The sequence below is a fragment of the Paenibacillus camerounensis genome, from assembly GCF_000723885.1.
In the GTDB taxonomy this organism is placed as follows: Bacteria; Bacillota; Bacilli; order Paenibacillales; family Paenibacillaceae; genus Paenibacillus_AQ; species Paenibacillus_AQ camerounensis.
In genome coordinates, this window is sequence record NZ_CCDG010000044.1 from 108986 (window position 1) to 128056 (window position 19071).

Here is a 19071-nt window from a genome sequence, read left to right on the forward strand (position 1 = left end):
TTTCATTACTCAATATTCCTATTATAGCTACGTGCGAAATCACCGTCAATTCAGGGTAGAATGACGGTGCTCTAATCACACAAAGAAACGGCCGGCTATGCTCTGGTGGCAAGCCATCCGTTTGGATAGGCAGTACTTAAGTTATCCTCTCTTACTTTACCGCTTCCTCTATCAGTTTGCAAAAGAAATTCGTTCCTGCTAATCAAGTAATCCCCCTATAGGCTGCAAGCATCAGATAATTCATATAGGTGGTGGCTTTCAGCGAATAAATATCATTCACCAGCTTATACAGGGGCGGGTGGCCTTCCTTCTCATGCTTACGGCTGATGCACTCCCATATATCCTTGCCCGTTACGTATTCATAGCCCAGAAGGCGGAATTCCTCCGCTTTGCTTGCGCACATGGCCTCGATCACATCACTAAGCTCGTCGTACTTCCACGGTTCAGATTCCACGTGATAAACACCTCCCAAGGTTTTGCTCGCTGAAGCAGGCTACCGGATATATATTCGACCTCCCCGTCCAACTATCCTTCTTCCCGTAAAAAGATATCGCACTTAAAGCTTGTCATGGATTGGACAGGGTCAAGCATATCAATATACAAGCCCCGCAGCCTCGCGGACCGGCATGCTCTACCTGCGTTTCATTTCATTTCAGGAAGAAGGAGTGTCCTTTGAGGAGACCCGCAAAGCAGACCTTTATACAAGGAACGATGATCCTGCTGGCCGCAGGTATCATTAACCGTATGCTGGGCTTTATCCCCAGAATTGCCTTACCGCGGATTATCGGTGCCGAGGGCGTCGGCTTATACCAGCTGGGATACCCTTTTTTCATCGTGCTGATTACAGTCATTACAGGCGGATTACCTCTGGCCATTGCAAAAATGGTCGCCGAAGCAGAGGGTGAAAACCGCCCTGAGCAGTCACGCCGTATTCTGCGGACCGGGCTTACCCTGAGCTTTTCGCTGGGCCTGCTGTTCACCCTGGTGGCACTGCTCAGCGCATCCTGGGTATCTAATGTTATTTTAACGGACAGCCGGGTGTATTATACCTTTGTCAGCATGACGCCGATGATTTCAATTGTTGCTGTCTCTTCGGTGTACCGGGGATATTTCCAGGGCAGGCAGAACATGATTCCCTCTGCGCTTTCATCGGTGCTGGAGTCGGTAATCCGCATTTTTTTCATGCTGTGGTTCTCTTATCTGCTGCTTCCCAAGGGAATGGCTTTTGCTGCGGCAGGAGCGATGCTCGGTGTCACTGTCGGTGAAATTTTCGGGATGCTCGCGCTGCTGGTACAATATTTCTTTATTGCAAAGGCAGACCGGCTGGAAAGCAACCCGGATACAGCAGCACTGGATACCGGGCTGCATCAGGACAAGGATCGGCAAAGCGGTACTCTGCTCAGACGGATGCTGGGTATTGCTGTTCCAGTTACGGCTGGCCGGCTGGTCGGCTCCTTTTCCTATCTGCTGGAGTCGATTATTACCGCCCGCAGTCTGGCACTCGCCGGGCTTGCAACTGCCGCTGCCACCGCACAATACGGCTCTTTGCAGGGTATGGTCATCCCGCTGCTGCTGCTGCCGGGCGTGCTCAGCTCATCTCTTGCAGTGTCGTTAGTCCCTTCGCTGTCTGAAGCGGCGGCCCGCCGAGATCTGCCTTCTATTCATAAACGGATGCATCAGGCCCTCCGGCTGGCGATGGTTTCAGGTGCCCCTTTTGCTGCTATCATGTATGTACTTGCCGTACCGCTGTGTACGCTGATGTACGGCAATGCGGATACCGCTCCAATGCTGCGGTTGATGGCCCCGTTCGCCCTGTTTCTCTATGTCCAGGCTCCCCTCCAGGCTGCCCTACAGGCCATGGACCGTCCGGGCCGGGCCCTTATTAATACTCTGGCCGGTGCAGTGATAAAGATCCTGCTTATTCTCTTGCTGGCCTCCCGGCCGGAATACGGCATTTACGGTGCGATTATTGCAATTATCGTTAACAGCATTCTGGTTACGCTGCTGCATTATTCAAGTGTGGTGAAGCTGATTCAGCTTTCACTGAGAATTACTGATCCGCTCAAAACCATAACAGCCATGATTATCATGGCTGCCGGCACATCTTATGTCTTTTATTCTGTCCCGCTCTCCGGCACCATGTGGCTGCAGTTTCTGTTCGCCGCCGCCAGCGGTATGGCGCTATACCTCGGCATCTGCCTGCTTACGGGCCTGATCTCTGTCAGGGATCTTGACCGGGTTCCCTTTTTCAGACGGCGGCGCTAGACATTTAACGGCTGCGCAGCCGGTCTACATATATTTTACCTGTATGATCGATTGAGCACAGAAACACATCACGGAAATCAGAAACCCCTTTCTGGCGGATTTGTGTCCGCAGCCAAAAACGGTTTTTCCCGATCATCTCCAGGTTATCATCCTGCACCTTTCCGTCCATAATCAGCGGAACAGGCAGACCTTCATACCGGATTTTGCTCTTGGACAGATTTACACCCGCGGAGCCCCCTGACTTCCCTGATCCGCCCGATCCGCCGCCTGAGTTCTGTTCCTGATTCTCGGCAGTATCGCTGCTGTTACCAGACTGGTTGGATGACGAGACATTTTTGTTCTTTTCAATAACCGTCAGCTGTCCGCTGGTTTCGAGAATGGCAAACTCCACGTCAGCCGGACTGACAATATTCTGGCCGCGCAGCTGCAGCAGCAGGTCGTCCATATTGTACCGCTGCCTGCGCATTTCGCTCCGGTGCAGTTTGCCGTTCGAGATCAGCACACTGGGCCTGCCATCAATCAGCAGCCGCAGCTTCCGGCTTTTCAGACTGAGCTGTGCAACAACAATTTGGATTAAAACCAAGGTTACCATCGGAACTACACCGTCATAGATCGGGCGTTCAATGTCATCAATGACAAAAACGGCTATTTCCGCAATCATTATCGAGATTGTCAGGTCAAACACGGACAGCTTGCCGATTTCACGCTTCCCCATAATCCGCATACACAGGAAAATGAAGAAATACATCAGCACGGTCAGAAAGACATGGCTGGTAATATGCTGGAGCATATTCGCTTCGCTCCCCTTTCCGCTTCTCACCCGCAGCCGCTGTGCCGTGGGTGGATGAATGTAACCCTATTCTGACCTCCCTGCCAAGGGAACATTCGGAAGCTGCCATATAAATTACTGGTAAATAAACTGCCCGCTCCAATCTTGTACTATTGGGGCAAGCCTGCCCATAGAATAATTAGTAACCAAAGACCAAAACTGCTGAATAAATTAGGTATATGCTTTTGAAACGATTTAACTGGAAGCTGAATCGGGGGTAGTTAACGCTTAAAAAACTAAGCAGATGCTTCCGAAGACAGTTTTTTTCGAAGCTGAATCGGGGTAGTCACGCTTAAAAAACTAAGCAGATGCTTCCGAAGACAGTTTTTTTCGAAGCTGAATCGGGGGTAGTTAACGCTTAAAAAACTTTTAGGAGGTTCTATCATGTACTTAATCCGGCGTCTGTTCTCGTGGAGAATATCAAGTCCAGTGCTCTCGGGGTTATGCCGCTCTTTTCTGTGGATGCTGCTGGGGGCTGTGGTCCTTTCACTTCTGCTGTGGAGCAGCGGAATGAAGGAGCAGGATCTTGCGATGTATACCTACATAGTCCACGGCATTGCTGCTGCCTTCGGCGGGCTTACTGCCGGGCGGAGAGCGGAAAGCAGAGGCTGGTATCAGGGTGCATTAACGGGAATACTGTATGGGGTAATTGTGCTGCTGGTCGGTTTTCTCGCTCTCGACAGCTCGCCTGCCGGCATTGACGGCTTGTGGGTTCTCGCTGCGGCAGCAATTAGCGCACTCGGCGGAATATTTGGTGTAAATTTACAAAAAACCTAGAAAATTTAATCTTTTAGAACCTTAAATCTTTTATCGAAAATATGTTACACTGGGTTCATCTGATTAACGCAAACGTTCAAGGAGGCTTTGATTATTTTGCTTTACCAATCGATGAATCATGTAGTGCTGTTCACTATCATAATTGTAGTCCTTTTAATCTGGCTCGGCTCAAGGCGCAACCCTTTGCTTGCCTTTCTGGAGCTCGGGAAGGAGCTGCTGCGCTCATACAAATTCCTTCTGATTGTCGCCGGCATGATCAGCGTCCTGACCTTTAATAAATATGAACTGCAGATTGAGAAAAAAATGCATCTCGGCTCTAACTTTACCTCACTCATCTTCGGGCTTGAAGGGCATTTCGTCCAGCAGATCCAGCAGTTGTTCTATGCTCCCTGGCTAACGCCTATAATCGTTTTTTTCTATATTTTCATGCTCCAGTCCGTACTGGGTGCTTCACTGGGTGTGTATTTGCTGGATAAGAACCGGGTCATGCTCTATGCAACATGTTATACGATTATGCTCGTCTATGCAGTCGCAATTCCGTTTTATCTCTACTTCCCGGTCAACGAGGTCTGGTCCTATGCCCCGGCAGGCGTGCGCTTCGTGATGCTAGATGTATTTCCGAGATTTGAACAGGAGTACCGGCCGCTCTCTGGTTTAAACAACTGCTTTCCCAGCCTGCACACTGCCATCTCAGTCTCTACGGCAATTCTGGCTTACCGCTCCGGCAACCGGCGCTGGCTGGCTATTACGACCGTTTCAGCTGCATTGATTGTATTTGGAATCTTCTATCTCGGCATCCACTGGCTTACCGATATGATCGGAGGTACTGTACTGGCCGTGGCCTCCACTTCAGTGGCTGTCCAGCTGGCTAAGCTGACTCTGCGCAGCGGACATGATACCCTTACGGTTCCGAGCCGGGTCACGAATTCGTGATTGTTCAACGATACTCCCTGTTACTAAAAAAGCGGCGTTTCTCTTATACAGAGAACGCCGCTTTTATGTACGTATAACCGGATTTATTCTTTCTCTTCTGCTACAGTAACTGCATGGCTGATCGACCCGCGGTCAAAGGTCAGCTTGGTTACATCATTAACGCGCAGAACAACGATATCGTCGGACAACTCAACAATTGTCCCGTGCAGGCCGCCGATCGTAACGATCTTGTCGCCCTTCTTCAGTGCCTTCAACATGGAATTGCGCGTTTTGGTCTTCTTCTGCTGCGGACGGATCAGCAGGAAGTAGAATACCACGAACATGAGCACAAACGGGCCTACCAGACCCAGGATGCTGCCGCTTCCAGTCCCAGATGCTAATTGAAACATATTTCTCCCCCCCTTCAATATGCATGTAAGCACATTCTAGTTCTCTAGTACGCTTAAATTGCAAATGTAAACATAACTGTTCATGCTGCAATAAGGCCATATGGTAAATACACAGTTGTACTAGAAGCCTTTGAGATTATCATACAAACCGTACTGTGCAAAAAACTCATCGCGGAAATCAAGCAGACGGTCTTCTCTGATCGCTTCACGTACTTTACGCATCAAATCCAGCAGGAACTGCAGGTTGTGGTAGGTCGTTAAGCGCAAGCCGAAGGTTTCATCAGCTTTGATCAGATGACGTAAATAAGCACGGGAGTAATTCTGGCAGGTGTAGCAGCTGCACTCCGGATCAAGCGGTCCGAAATCACGGGCATATTGCGCATTGCGTACAACAAGCCTTCCCTGGCTGGTCATTGTGGTTCCGTTGCGGGCGATGCGGGTAGGCAGGACGCAGTCGAACATGTCCACTCCGCGGATTGCCCCCTCAAGCAGCGCATCCGGTGAACCGACGCCCATCAAATAACGGGGTTTATTCTGCGGCAGGAGCGGAACGGTATAATCCAGCACATCATACATAATCTGCTTGGACTCACCGACGCTAAGCCCCCCAATAGCATACCCCGGGAAATCCATGGAAGTCAAATCAGCCGCACTCTGACGCCGAAGATCTTCATGCATGCCGCCTTGCACGATCGCGAACAACCCCTGATCCTCAGGACGGGCATGGGCTTTGAGGCATCTTTCTGCCCAGCGTGTTGTGCGCTCCAGTGATTTTTTGACATAATCATATTCCGCAGGGTAGGGCGGGCACTCATCGAATGCCATCATAATATCGGAGCCGAGCGCATTCTGAATTTCCATTGCCACTTCCGGCGACAGGAACTTCTTGTCTCCGTTAAGGTGGGAGCGGAAATGAACGCCCTCCTCGGTGATTTTGCGCATCTCACTTAGCGAGAACACCTGAAAACCGCCGCTGTCCGTCAGAATCGGACGGTCCCAGTTCATGAATTTATGCAGTCCGCCGGCTTCACGTACAATATCGTGTCCGGGACGCAGGAACAGGTGATAGGTATTACTCAGAATAATCTGGGCATCCATCTGCTTAAGCTCTTCAGGTGCCATCGTTTTGACGGTTGCCTGTGTGCCCACAGGCATAAAGGTAGGGGTCTCAATAATTCCGTGCGGTGTGTGGACTCTGCCGAGCCGGGCTCCGGATTGCTTACAGGTCTTAATGTGTTCATACGTAATTGCTGCCATTTGTTTAACCCTTTCTCTTGCTTAATAAATAAACATTGCATCGCCGAAGCTGAAGAACCGGTAGTTCTCCTTGATGGCTTCTTCATAAGCGGCTAGGATATGCTCCCGGCCGGCCAGTGCGCTGACCAGCATCACCAGCGTAGATTTCGGCAGATGGAAATTTGTGATGAGCGCGTTAACTACAGTAAAGGTATAACCCGGATATATGAAAATATCCGTCCAGCCGCTGCTTGCAGTGAGCGGTCCGCCGTCAGCCTGTCTACCGGCTGTTTCAAGTGTCCGGCAGGATGTGGTGCCTACAGCGATAATCCGGCCGCCTCTCGATCTTGCTTCATTGAGCAGATCTGCCGTCTCCTGGGACAGCATATAATACTCGGCATGCATGACATGCTCTTCAACCGTCTCTACCGACATAGGACGGAAAGTGCCTAATCCGACGTGAAGAGTAATATAGGCAATGTTAACGCCTTTGGCGGCAATTTGATCCAGCAGCTCTTTGGTAAAATGCAGTCCTGCCGTCGGAGCAGCCGCCGATCCTTCATGACGGGCATACACTGTCTGATACCGTTCACGGTCGTCCAGTGTCTCTTTGATATAAGGAGGCAGGGGCATGGAGCCCAGCCGGTCGAGAATTTCCTGAAAAATCCCGGTATAGATGAACCGGAGTGTCCGCCCGCCCATATCAGCTTCTTCTTCAATAACCGCCTTCAGCTCCTCGCTGAACACTATAACCGCACCGCTCTTCAGCTTCTTGCCGGGCTTCACCAGTGCTTCCCAGCGGTCTTCTCCCAGATTCTTCAGCAGCAGTACTTCCGCTTTGGCGCCGGTATCTTCCTTGACTCCAAACAGCCTTGCCGGAATAACCCGGGTATCATTAAGCACCAGCGTGTCTCCCGGCTGAAATTGCTCTAATATATCCGTAAAATGCCGGTGCTGTGTCTGCCCGTTCTCCCTGTTCACCATCAGCAGTCTTGAGGCGCTGCGGTCAAGCAGCGGAGTCTGGGCAATCAGCTCCTCCGGCAGATGAAAATCATAATCTTCTACATTCATATGCTGTCTTCATTCCTTAACTATAGTAACGTTATAAAAATAGTGTTGCAATATTTGCTTATAATCATACCCGTTGTCCGCCATACCCTTCACGCCCCATTGGGACATGCCGAGACCGTGGCCGTTCCCCCAGCCGACGAAATAGAATCCGCTTGTACCGGTTACGACACGCGCAGCAGTATCTGCCCCCAGGACAACCGTTCCGCTGGTTTTGGCTGACACTTTGCTGGAAGCGGACTGCACGCCTGCAGTCTGCGAGCCGCTGACTGTTGCTGTTTTGCCGTCAGCGCCTAATACAGTATAACTGCCGGCAGGTACAATATCAAACAAAGTACTGGGCAATCCGCCGAAGGAAGAACGGAACAAATCCGGGTATTTGACCTGCAGAATTTCACCGTTTGCCTTCACCTGTGTAGCTCTGCCCGACGGTCCGCGCTGCGTAACCTGCAGGCTGATAATTGAAGCTGGCAGTGTATTACTGGTCTTGCCGTTCAGGCTCTTGAGCAGCTCGGCTGAAGTATACGGCCCCTTGATCCAGCTGTAGCTGCCGTTCTCATAAATCTGGTCCAGCACGACAGCGTTCTCGCCGGGATTCAGCTTGCCTACGGGAGTTACACTGCTCTCAATTACCGGCAGAGGCCGGACGTTCACATCTTTGGTTGTTGCTGTTGCAATGCTTAGTCCGGCAGCATTCTTGTCTCCGGTCAGTTTAATATTATCTTCACGGGCATAACCGGCTGCCCCGCTCGGCAGCAGCAGATAATACCACTGCTTCGAAGACCCTACCGCCGCCTTATCATCCGCGCTAAGGACGCTGACGAAGGTGTCCCCGCCATTATTCCATACCTCGGAGGGGTCGGCTGTCTTGCCGCCGCTGTTGGAGGAGAAGACCGCTTCGACCACCTTGCCGCCGCTCATCAGCACCTCGCCTGCAGTATCATTAACCGCCTTGGTAATTACCGGCGCCTCAGCGCCAATCCCGTTATATACCTGGCTAAGCGTTGTATCCACTACATTGGCTACATCGAACCTGTTGCCCTGGGCCCGCGCATAGCTGCGTGCAGCCACAGCCTGGGCTTTTAGCGCTTCAGCCGGCCAGCCTGAGGAGACTTCACCGCCAACTACAGCATACAGGTATTGCTCCATCGGAACCACATTGATGACGGCAAGTGAACCGGCTAGTCCGCTCAGCTCCAGATCGCCGCGGTAGGTCCGTTTGGACCTTTCGGTAATCTGAATACCGGAAGCATTACCCGATGCTGTAAATTTGGCTCCGCTGCCGGAGACGACATAATGGTAAGCCTGTCTCTGGCTGGTCCAGTCCATCCCGGCATCCGTGCGGACGATCAAGCCCGGGGTACTGACAGCAGCCGTACCTAAGGAGAGCTGCGGCAATACTGCGGCAGCCTGCGTCTGCAGTACTGCCAGTTCGCTGTCACTCACGGCTTCTCCGGCCCATACCTGATACCGGGTACTGCCGTCAGCACCTGATGCAAGAACCTGCCAGGCATCCATTCCGATGCCTGTTATGCTGCTGAGCACAGTCTCCGCTTCCTGCGAAGTAGCGAAATCGCCTGCAAGCAGATGCTTGTTGCCTTTTACCGCTGCAGCCTGTCCATCCGGAATAGACAGACCGGCCTTATTGACGCGGGCAAGTCCCTCCTTGGCCGCCGCTTCACTTGCATAAGGAGCCGTGTACAGCTGGTATACGCTGGCACCGCCGCGTGAGGTTACGAAGAGCTGCGGCTTATCCGAAGTTGCCTGCAGCTTCTTGGCAGCATCAGCTGCTGTCTGCCAGGACGGGGTTTCCATTACTTTAACTTTGTATAGATCGAGGCTGACGCGGATCGCGTTATTGCCGGGGACCGGCAGCAAGGCTGCTCCGCTGCCCGATGTCAGAGTGAACGCTTCAGCAGACTGCAGTGTAACGAACGGGACAGTCGATTTATATTTGCTGCCGATATCAGCATATAGGGCTACCCGGATCGGTGCGGATTCGGCGTATGTGTCACCTGCAGGAACAAGCAAACTACCGGCGGTCAGCGCCGCTGCCAGCAGCGCCCGACATAGCAGCCTGGCAAACTTCATCATGTGATCCCCCTTAGATGTTAGTTATAAATGATAGGAATACTATTCAGGTGTATCGCTAATTCTGCGGCGGAAGAGGAAGACCCAGGTGATGATAGGCCGCAGGCGTTACAATCCGCCCTCTTGGCGTCCGCTGCAGAAATCCGATCTGCAGCAAATAAGGCTCATATACATCTTCAATCGTCTGGCTCTCCTCGCCAATTGTAGCAGCAATCGTATCCAGCCCGACAGGGCCGCCGCGGAAAGAAGTAATCATAGCGTTCAGCATTTTGTGGTCGATGCTGTCGAGTCCGCGCGGATCTACCTGCAGCATCTTCAGGGATTCTGCAGCAATCTCAGGGGTGATAATCCCGTCCCCGCGCACCTGTGCGAAGTCACGGACCCGTTTCAGCAGGCGGTTCGCGATCCGCGGTGTTCCCCGGGAACGCAGGGCTACCGCCTCGGCAGCATCGCCGATAATCTCAATTCCGAGCATTTCGGCACTGCGGGATACAATGAAGCTGAGTTCGTCGATGTTGTAATACTCCAGCCGGCTGACCACTCCGAAGCGGTCACGCAGCGGTGCAGACAGCAGACCGGCACGGGTCGTCGCCCCGATCAGCGTAAACGGCGGCAGGTCCAGCCGTACCGAACGGGCACTCGGCCCCTTGCCGATCATAATGTCAAGAGCGAAGTCCTCCATCGCCGGATACATAACCTCCTCCACCGTACGGTGAAGCCGGTGAATCTCGTCAATGAACAGCACATCGCCCTCCTGCAGGTTAGTCAGAAGGGCCGCCAGATCGCCGGGACGTTCTATCGCCGGTCCTGATGTGGTCCGCAGATTGACACCCAGCTCATTGGCGATAATGTTAGCCAGCGTTGTTTTTCCGAGTCCCGGAGGCCCGTACAGCAGCACATGATCCAGTGCCTCACTGCGCATTTTGGCTGCTTCGATATATATTTTAAGATTTTCCTTTACCTGATTCTGTCCGATATACTCGCCTAAATAACGCGGACGCAGGCTGAATTCCACCGCCTGCTCGTCCATCATCAGATTAGCCGATATAATCCGGTCGTCCATCTGTCATTCACTCCGTTCCTCAAGCCTTACTTGGCGATATACAGCAGCCCAAGCGCTTTCTTCATCAGCACATCAACAGTACCTGTATCCGAGCCTTCCTTCTTCATTGTCAGCCACACGCGGTCCAGCTCAGCTTCCGTATAACCCAGCGCCTTCAGCCCTTCCCGTGCTTCTTCCCAAGGCAGGGCGGCAGCCTTGGCATCCGCTTCAGCCGCTACTGCGAACAATCCGGTCTGGATCGGCACGGAGCTGAGCCCGTCCAGCTTGTCGCGCAGATCAAGAATCATGCGCTGCGCAGTCTTTTTGCCGATGCCCGGCAGCTTGGTCAGGAACGTAAGATTCTCCTGGTAAATAGCTGAGATCAGCTGATCCGGTGTACCGCCGGTCAGAATGCCGAGTGCAACCCGAGGCCCGATGCCGGATACCTCAATCAGCTTGCGGAACAGCTTCTGCTCCTCCCGGGTCGGGAACCCGAACAGCAGCGTAGCGTCCTCACGCGTCTGATAATGGATATAGACCATTACCGGCCCGTCTGTCTTGGCAAAGGCATAAGGATTCGGGCAGAATACCCGGTAACCTACTCCCTGGATATCAAGCACAATATATTCGGATTCCAGATACACAACCGGTCCTCTTAAGAAATCTATCATTTTCGCAATACCTCATTTAATTTGGAATTAAGGCTTACAGAATGGGCATGACATACAGCTACTGCCAGGGCATCTGCCACATCATCCGGCTTCGGGACAGCAGACAGCTTCAAGAGCAGCTTTACCATTTCCTGCACCTGCTTCTTCTCAGCCTTGCCGTATCCGACGACCGCCTGCTTCACCATCATCGGTGTATATTCGGATACCGGCAGCCCCTTCTGGACAGCCGCCAGAATCAGCACGCCGCGGGCCTGTGCCACCGGGAGCGCTGTCGTTACGTTCCGGGCAAAAAACAGCTTCTCTATAGCAACCATATCCGGTTTATACCGGTCTATCAGCTGAACCATCCCCTCATAGACATGCAGAAGCCGCTCTTCCTCCGGCGTGTGCGCCTCTGTCTGGATGGAGCCATATTGAACCGGTGTCAGTTTATTACCTGTCTTATCAACAAATCCGAAGCCGACAATCGCCAGACCCGGGTCAATTCCCAAAATGCGCAAATCTGCTCTCTCCTCTGCTGCAGGCAGGATTTCCCTGTACTGCATCCATTGTCCGCATCTAAAGCGAACATATGTATTCCTTCTATTCATTATAAAAAAAATGGCTACTCCCGTCCACCATATAGATGACATATTACAGTAGGACTGTTCATTTTTCTGCGTCTCCCGCTTGTAATCTTTACACGGAGAATTAGGAATATAACGTTAAACAGAGCAAAAACCCGCAAGCAGCGCTTCTCATGAAACGGCTGGCTTAGCGGGTCTTTGACTGAAAGCTTAACTGCGGTTAACCACCCTGTGTATATGAATGGTCAGGTAGATTAGCTCACTTTTGGATAAGGAGGTACTAAAATTCAGCTTAATGTAATCTTCAATTCTGAGGGCACACTCAAATTCTTTGTAGTAAGTGCTCTTCACCTGCTCGAACAGGAAACCATCGTCCGATTCCAGCTTAATTCCGTCCATGAGCCGCTGGGCAAAAAACTGCAGATGCGTAACAAAACGTGAATAATTCAACGAATCATCATCAAGTGTGATGCCGAAATGGTACGAGACAATACTCATAATATCCTTGATAGCTGTTGTAGTCCGCACACTCTGGAGCGTTCCTTCAGGCGAATACTGGGCATTGGCCAAATGGAAGGCAATATTGCCGGCTTCCTCCTCCGGGAACAAAATGTTCAGTTCCTCATAAATAACCCCCAAGCCGAACAAGCCCACCTTGAACTCGCGGGGATAAAACTTTTTAACCTCCCACAGCAGGCGGTTCTGCACCACCAGTTGTTCCTTGTAGCGCTGAGCGGCAAAATACAAGTGATCCGTCAGTGCAACATACAGGTGCTCGTTCAGCTGAAGATTCATCGTATCCCTGGCATATGTGATGATCCGGCTGGAAATGTCAAAATAAATCTCCGGCACAGCTCCCGACATACTGATGACATCCCTCGTCGTCTTCTGGTCCTCCAGTACGAACACCCGCTCAAAATCATCTCGGCTCAGCACCGTGCCCATAGGATAGTTGCAGCCGATTCCTTTGCCCATTACAACGACCTCGTTATCCCGCTCATCCTTGGCTATGACTACGCTGTTGTTCAGTTTTTTGATTATACGCATCTGCTCTTCACCTTCTTGGGTAGCTAATTCTTCTAATGCCCGGTAAATACGCCGGGCTGCTCTCAGCCTAGGTTCTCACCATTGGAGGCAATAACCTGCTTGTACCAGTGAAACGAATTTTTGCGCAATCGGCGCAGCGATCCTGATCCGTCATCATGTTTATCCACATAGATCATACCATACCGCTTGGCCATCTCCCCAGTGGAGACGCTGACCAGATCGATGCAGCCCCAAGGCGTGTAACCGATCAGCTCGACCCCGTCCTTGATGGCTTCCTTCATTGCCTTAACATGCTCACGCAAATATTCGATCCGGTAATCGTCGGCAATTGTGCCATCTTCCGCTATATGATCCTCCGCTCCCAAACCGTTCTCGACGATCATCATCGGAATTTCATAGCGGTGATAAATATTGTTGAGCGCCCAGCGCAGGCCCTGTGCATCAATCTGCCAGCCCCAGTCGCTTGTCTGAAGATACGGATTCTTGATGCCCCGGGACATGTTGCCGTTAGTCAGCTCGGCAGGAGGATTTTTACTGAGTGTAAACGGTGTATAGTAGCTGAAGGTGTAATAATCGACACAGCCCCGCTTTAGAATTTCTTCATCCTCTGCCGTAAACTCCAGCTCAACACCGTGTTCCTTCATGTAACGTAGCGCCCGTCCGGAATATTCGCCGCGGATCTGCACATCAGAGCACATCAGATTGTTGATCAGATCCTCCTCCAGCGTCATCATAACATCGTCGGGACTGCATGTATAAGGATATGGAGTGTGGTACGTAATCATACAGCCCATATGAATATCGGGATTCAGTTCGCGGGCGCGGATAACCGCTCTTGCACTGGCTACAAGCTGATGATGCATAGCTTGAATCCGCTCTAGCCGCTGCTCCGAATTGGGATTGGTGAACATTCCCTGATCTGCCTCCAGAATCATACCACCCGCAAGATAGTTGCCGTATGGCTTCAGCAGACAGTTGATCTCATTGAAGGTAATCCAATATTTCACAACATCCTTATAACGGGTCAGGACCACGTCTGCATATTTAACGAACAGGTCAATCAGCTTACGTGAAGCCCAGCCGTTGTATTTCTCGGTCAGCGCATAAGGAAGCTCGTAGTGAGACAAGGTCACCAGCGGTTCAATTCCGTGCTTTTTCAGCTCAGCGAACACCTTGTCGTAGAACTGCAATCCCGCTTCATTCGGTTCGGTTTCCTCTCCGGCAGGAAATATGCGAGACCAGGAGATCGACATTCTAAATATTTTAAAGCCCATTTCCGCAAACAGTGCAATATCCTCTTCATACCGGTGATAAAAGTCAATCGCCTCATGACTCGGATATAAGACATCCTCATTGAGTTCCCGGGTGACCCGGCGTTTCTCCGTCCGGCTCCCTACGGTAACCATATCTGCCGTCGACAGTCCCTTGCCTCCCTCACGGTAGCCTCCTTCTATTTGAATCGCCGATGTTGCGCCACCCCACAAGAAACCGTCTGGAAAATGCTCCTGTACCTCTTTCACTCCAACCCTCTCCTTTATCCGTTGTTTTGCCTTATGCTACAGAATTGAAATGACTTCTTCCCCCTGCTTGACCTGCTTGTTCTCATTGCCGATAACATCGAGATAATCCGCTGTATTCGTAATGATGATCGGAGTAATGACCTCGAATCCTTCCTCTGCAATCTTAGCCAGGTCAAAATCAATCAGCGGATCGCCAATCGCAACCCGGTCTCCCGCCTGTACATGATTTGTGAAATATCTGCCCTTCAGCTTCACCGTGTCCACTCCGATGTGAATTAGAACCTCAACGCCTTCATCTGAGGTAACGGAAATAGCATGCTTGGTCTTCGTTAACGTCGTTACTGTTCCCGCAATTGGCGAGACCACTTTTCCTTCGCTAGGAATGATAGCTACGCCTTTACCCATTAGCCGTTCCGAGAACACATTGTCCCCCACTTCGGACAGACTGACCGTCTTCCCGTTCAGCGGGCTGTAGACAAATCTCTGCTGCTTAGTCTGAACCTTTATTGCCGAAGCACCGTCCACAGCATTTCCCGCAGCCGCCGGTACCGCTTCCTCTTTCAGACCCATAATCAAGGTCAGTACAAATGAGACTCCCAGCGCCAGCCCTGCAGAAATAGCTGCATTCAGCAAATTCCCCGGATACTCTTCATTCACGAATGACGGGAATTTCAATAGCGATGGTGACACCAGCGCAAACAGCTTCAGCTTCGTAAGGCCGGCGTAAATACCGGAGACCATGCCGCCTACAATAACAGGGATTAAGGTGCGCTTAAGCTTGAAGGCAACACCAAAGATTGCAGGCTCCGTAATTCCGGACAACAGTGCCGTGGTACCGGCAGACAGCGAGATTTGACGCAGGTTTTTGTCTTTGGTCCGCAGGGCAACTGCAAGACATACTCCCGTCAGTGAGAAGATCGCACACAGGGAGCTGACCGCCATCAGGCCATCATAGCCGTATTGGCTGATAGACTGGATTATGGCAGGAGTGAATGCCCAGTGCATACCTGTCATTACGATGAACGGCTTGAAGGCGCCAAGGATTGCAAGGGCGAGCCAGCCGATTTTCTCCTGGATGAAATAGATTCCGACAGCCAGACCGTTGCCTAAGTGATAACCCAGCGGTCCGACAGCCAGAAAAGCGATTGGTGCCATAATAATGATGACGAGCAGTGGCTTAAAAAACACTTTTATAACGGATGGAGATACTTTCTCCGCAAATTTTTCCACATAGGACATGAGCCAGATCGTAATAATGATTGGAATAACCGTTGAGTTGTAACTGATCAGGGTAACCGGCAGACCGAACAGGCTGACCGGCTCCTTGGCCGCGACCAGCGCCGCATAGTTCGGATGCAGCAGAATCGCTCCGAGCGCAAGCGACAGGTACGGGTTCGTGTTGAATTTTTTGGATGATGAGTAAGCCAGCAGAACTGGCAGGAAGTAAAACACCGAATCGGCGAAGAAGCTGATGAAATAATAGGTCTGGTCGGTTGCCTTTAGCACCCCGGCCATCAGCAGCAGTGACAATAAAACTTTGAGAATACCCGCCCCGGCCAGCGCAGGGACAATCGGAGCCATCGCCGAAGACAGCACATTGATGACAGCCAGCAGAGGATTCATTTTTTTCTTGGGTGCTTCATTCCCTGTAGCCGCCTGTGCAGCTCCGCCAGTCTGGCCCGGCAAAATCTTCGCCACCTCACTGAACACAAGCGGGACGTCATTGCCGATAATGACCTGGTATTGCCCGCCGTTCTTCGTAACTCCCAGTACACCAGTGGTACTCTTCAAAGTCCCTTCGTTCACCTTGTCAAAATCCTTGAGGGTAAACCGGAGTCTTGTCATACAGTGAATCGCACTAATCACGTTCCCCGAACCGCCGATGTTGTCTACAATTTTGGCGGCAAGCTGTTTTCTGTCCATCATTTCATTCCTCCTGAAAATGTTGGTAACAAAAAAAAGACCCAATCCGAAAAGACGATACCACCTTGCGGTGCATATCACTTTTCAAATTAGATCCTGCCTGCTTCACCAGTAACACGTCTAAAATTGAGTATTCAATTGTTCCTGAAGAAAACGATAACATACGCCCTTAATACTTGTCAATCACTTTTGATAACGATTACACTCCCGCCAGAATACCTTAAACCAGCTCGAACGCCTGCCCGGCGCATCAGTGCATCAACCGGTAAAGAATGACCGCGCTCCTGTTTATTGCGTATAATGCGCAGCTTCCTCTGCCGAATCCCGCGCATAGTCATTGAAGGTCGACAGCACACTGTTGTATTCCTCGATATCCTGCACCCGGATGCCTTCATGCAGCTGCTGCCACACCTCTTCGGGAAGAGAGGATTTCATCGCGCCCATATCCATCTGAAAAAAGGTCTTCAGCACCTCTTCCCCTTCCGGCCGGCCCTTGAACAGGCTAAGATTCCCTTCCTCGTCGATCCCGATATAAGCATTCTGTTTGGTCAGCGGTGACAGATCATTCACCCGCTTCTCCAGCCACAGATCGCCCTCTGCGCTGATCCATCCGCTCCAGCCCGGGCGGTCTTTGATCAGCGCCTTCTGCTGGACAGGGCTTTGCAGCCCCGGTAATGTCTGAATTTCCTCACCGGTCACGTAAATCGTTTTGAGATGAACGGAACGGCTAATCCCCTCTCTGCTTACCGTCTCCAGTAATTTGGCACGTTCAAGCGTGATACCGCCGTCTCTCCCGGTGTCACCGGCATTATGATGAACAGCTGCCAGCGCCGCTACGCTGCTGTCCGGATCTCCGCCATGCAGCGGGTCATAGAATGTGCTTGCCGCTGCCGGCATATTCCATTCGTTCGTGGTGAGCAGTCTGCTGAGTTGTTCCGGTACCTGCATCCCCCGCCAGGCCAGCAACGTCAGAGCAATACAGGCCGCTCCAACCCAAGGGGCTTTCTTCCACCGTCTCCATCGCCGCCATAGTTGTTGTTTCAAGCGAAAAGCGTTCACTGTAATCCCTTCATTCTGCTTTTTTGGCTATTGTGACCTGCAGAGGTAGGGATTATGCGTCTTGGCAGAAAAAATGTTGTTATATGTGACTCCAGAGAAGGTTTGGACTTCCGGCCGCTGCCTTTCTGCAGATTTCTTGATTATACCCGCTGATCACGGTGCCATACTTAGTTGGATTTTCGCCACTTCTTTCCGGTAGATTCCTGAGTTTACAGCCACTAGGTGGAAAAACTTCATCTAATTCAGGACATTAGCCGCTTTAAGAGCCATTTTTGCAAATTTAAGTGCCGTTTTTCCAATTAGATTCCCGGCAGCAGCGTCCAAGGCAGAATTAGATGGCTAGAATCCACTTAGTCTGAAGCGCGCATGCCATGTTCGGCTATTCCGCCGCCTGCGGATTTCCCACAGTCCCCAGGAACAGCCATAATTCGGTCTGCCTGTCCTCGATAACATAGATAAACGGCCGGTCGGCAGTAAGCTCAAAGGGCAAGTCCGCAGTGGGAGCCGCTCCGGCATCCATTGCAACGAGCGTTGAGGCAGCGGCTTCTGTTCCAGATTCATTCACTTCCATATACGTCTTATGAATAATCGAGCCGATAAAGATCGGCATATCCGTATCTGCAAGCGCCGCGAAATCGGCCTTGGCCGGATCAAACGGAGTCTTTAGGCCGAGTGCCTGTACGGCTTCCTTCAGATCGGCGCCATATTCGGCAGTGAACCGCGGAAGACCGACGGTTCCGAACCTCTCCGCGAACAGGTCTCCGGCAGGCAATCCGCCCTGAAGCACCTCATCTATAGACGAACCTTCAGAGGGCAGAATAACCAGCATATCCATCTGGCCCTCCCCGTATGGAAGCCGGACTGCCTGCCAGTCTTCATTCTCTGCATAAGCAAAGTTACCGGACTGCTTCATCATCATGACTTCTACAGTGGTACTCTTATCCGGATGAAAATCCGCCAACGCGGTATTCTCCACAGGAAACTTCTCTTGCCATGCTCCTTTAAAATACAAGGCATTGACCAGCAGCGCCACCGTATTGCCACCGGGCGGCTGCTCCAGCATCCTGTCTATCTTCCCTGCCGTATGGTCTGAAACCCACTGGTTCACCTTGGTGACAGTCTTCTCCGCAGACAGATCTGTTGTGCGAACCTGCGCCCCATAACTGGTTTCGGCTGCTTCCAGATAATTCTTGCGCAGCTTTATGCCGTTCTCTACCCACACCGAATTGGCCAGCTCAAGCTGAATACCCGGCCCGGCATCGTTCAGCAGCGGCAGCAATGCCTTGTTGCCGGCATTCAGCTGCTCCAGCTCCCCGGGAGCATAGCCCAGCAGCCCGCCAAGCTCCGCTGCCGTCTCACCGCTGCCGCCATTGTAAGCAAGCGCCAGTGCAGCCGAAATACTGTAGGGTGAAATTGTCAGGTTCCCTTCAGCCCCGCCCTGTTCCCTCAGCTTGGCAAGCAGCCGCAGGCCAAGCTCATTGCTATGCCGGGCAAGCCGGGCATCCAGCTTCGCAGCTGACGCTGCCCGTTCACTGTAGTTCATCGCTGAGTCGGCCGCGGAATCCGCAGAATCGCCTACACCGCAGCCGGCCAGCAATATACACGGAAGCAACAGGACACACAGATGCAATCCCGGTCTTTTTTTCATGAAACGT

Annotated in this window: 17 protein-coding genes; 3 read left to right on the forward strand and 14 right to left on the reverse strand. The window is 51.8% G+C overall.

Annotated features, from left to right (window positions below):
• Nucleotides 1-202 precede the first annotated feature (202 nt).
• Entirely contained in the window at nt 203-454 is a 252-nt protein-coding gene (locus tag BN3772_RS17415; protein WP_081947725.1) for a post-transcriptional regulator, read from the reverse strand.
• 257 nt (nt 455-711) lie between these two features.
• On the opposite strand from BN3772_RS17415, the gene spoVB reads away from it, so the two are divergent.
• A complete protein-coding gene (spoVB, locus tag BN3772_RS17420; protein WP_042201013.1) occupies nt 712-2265 on the forward strand; it encodes a stage V sporulation protein B in 1554 nt (517 codons plus the stop codon).
• 4 nt (nt 2266-2269) lie between these two features.
• Here spoVB and BN3772_RS17425 read toward each other — a convergent pair whose 3' ends face one another.
• Nucleotides 2270-3055, reverse strand: a complete 786-nt coding sequence (locus tag BN3772_RS17425) for a YetF domain-containing protein (protein WP_042201014.1) — start codon at nt 3053-3055, stop codon at nt 2270-2272.
• Nucleotides 3056-3478: 423 nt separating this feature from the next.
• On the opposite strand from BN3772_RS17425, the gene BN3772_RS17430 reads away from it, so the two are divergent.
• Both BN3772_RS17430 and BN3772_RS17435 read left to right on the forward strand, forming a co-directional pair.
• The gene (locus BN3772_RS17430; RefSeq protein WP_042201015.1) at nt 3479-3871 is read left to right on the forward strand and encodes a TIGR04086 family membrane protein; all 393 of its coding nucleotides are present in this window, start codon (nt 3479-3481) and stop codon (nt 3869-3871) included.
• Nucleotides 3872-3967: 96 nt separating this feature from the next.
• Nucleotides 3968-4804 (forward strand): phosphatase PAP2 family protein, encoded by an 837-nt coding sequence (locus tag BN3772_RS17435; protein ID WP_244444772.1) that lies wholly within the window; start codon nt 3968-3970, stop codon nt 4802-4804.
• Nucleotides 4805-4887: 83 nt separating this feature from the next.
• On the opposite strand, the gene yajC is transcribed toward BN3772_RS17435, so the two are convergent.
• From yajC to BN3772_RS17495, 12 genes are all read right to left on the reverse strand, one after another.
• Nucleotides 4888-5193, reverse strand: coding sequence for a preprotein translocase subunit YajC (yajC, locus tag BN3772_RS17440; RefSeq protein ID WP_042201017.1), 306 nt, complete (start codon nt 5191-5193; stop codon nt 4888-4890).
• Between the two features lie 120 nt (nt 5194-5313).
• A complete protein-coding gene (tgt, locus tag BN3772_RS17445) occupies nt 5314-6450 on the reverse strand; it encodes a tRNA guanosine(34) transglycosylase Tgt (protein ID WP_042201018.1) in 1137 nt (378 codons plus the stop codon).
• 21 nt (nt 6451-6471) lie between these two features.
• Nucleotides 6472-7500, reverse strand: a complete 1029-nt coding sequence (gene queA / locus BN3772_RS17450; protein ID WP_042179658.1) for a tRNA preQ1(34) S-adenosylmethionine ribosyltransferase-isomerase QueA — start codon at nt 7498-7500, stop codon at nt 6472-6474.
• Between the two features lie 9 nt (nt 7501-7509).
• The gene (locus BN3772_RS17455; protein WP_042201019.1) at nt 7510-9591 is read right to left on the reverse strand and encodes a SpoIID/LytB domain-containing protein; all 2082 of its coding nucleotides are present in this window, start codon (nt 9589-9591) and stop codon (nt 7510-7512) included.
• A 55-nt stretch (nt 9592-9646) separates the two neighbouring features.
• A complete protein-coding gene (gene ruvB, locus BN3772_RS17460; RefSeq protein ID WP_042201020.1) occupies nt 9647-10651 on the reverse strand; it encodes a Holliday junction branch migration DNA helicase RuvB in 1005 nt (334 codons plus the stop codon).
• A 26-nt stretch (nt 10652-10677) separates the two neighbouring features.
• The gene (gene ruvA / locus BN3772_RS17465; RefSeq protein ID WP_042201021.1) at nt 10678-11301 is read right to left on the reverse strand and encodes a Holliday junction branch migration protein RuvA; all 624 of its coding nucleotides are present in this window, start codon (nt 11299-11301) and stop codon (nt 10678-10680) included.
• Nucleotides 11298-11801 carry a crossover junction endodeoxyribonuclease RuvC gene (gene ruvC, locus BN3772_RS17470; protein ID WP_039876330.1) on the reverse strand — a complete coding sequence of 168 codons (504 nt, stop codon included), beginning with the start codon at nt 11799-11801 and terminating at the stop codon, nt 11298-11300. Before ruvC ends, ruvA begins: the two co-directional genes overlap by 4 nt.
• Before the next feature lie 276 nt (nt 11802-12077).
• Nucleotides 12078-12914 carry a BglG family transcription antiterminator LicT gene (gene licT / locus BN3772_RS17475; RefSeq protein ID WP_042201022.1) on the reverse strand — a complete coding sequence of 279 codons (837 nt, stop codon included), beginning with the start codon at nt 12912-12914 and terminating at the stop codon, nt 12078-12080.
• A 62-nt stretch (nt 12915-12976) separates the two neighbouring features.
• Nucleotides 12977-14434, reverse strand: coding sequence for a glycoside hydrolase family 1 protein (locus tag BN3772_RS17480; RefSeq protein WP_042201023.1), 1458 nt, complete (start codon nt 14432-14434; stop codon nt 12977-12979).
• Nucleotides 14435-14470: 36 nt separating this feature from the next.
• Complete coding sequence (locus tag BN3772_RS17485; protein ID WP_052380557.1) at nt 14471-16360, reverse strand: beta-glucoside-specific PTS transporter subunit IIABC; 1890 nt, start codon at nt 16358-16360, stop codon at nt 14471-14473.
• Between the two features lie 285 nt (nt 16361-16645).
• On the reverse strand, nt 16646-17416 hold the full coding sequence (locus BN3772_RS17490) for a BofC C-terminal domain-containing protein (protein WP_167336681.1): 771 nt from the start codon (nt 17414-17416) through the stop codon (nt 16646-16648).
• 379 nt (nt 17417-17795) lie between these two features.
• Nucleotides 17796-19064 (reverse strand): serpin family protein, encoded by a 1269-nt coding sequence (locus BN3772_RS17495; RefSeq protein WP_052380559.1) that lies wholly within the window; start codon nt 19062-19064, stop codon nt 17796-17798.
• Between the last annotated feature and the right edge of the window lie 7 nt (nt 19065-19071).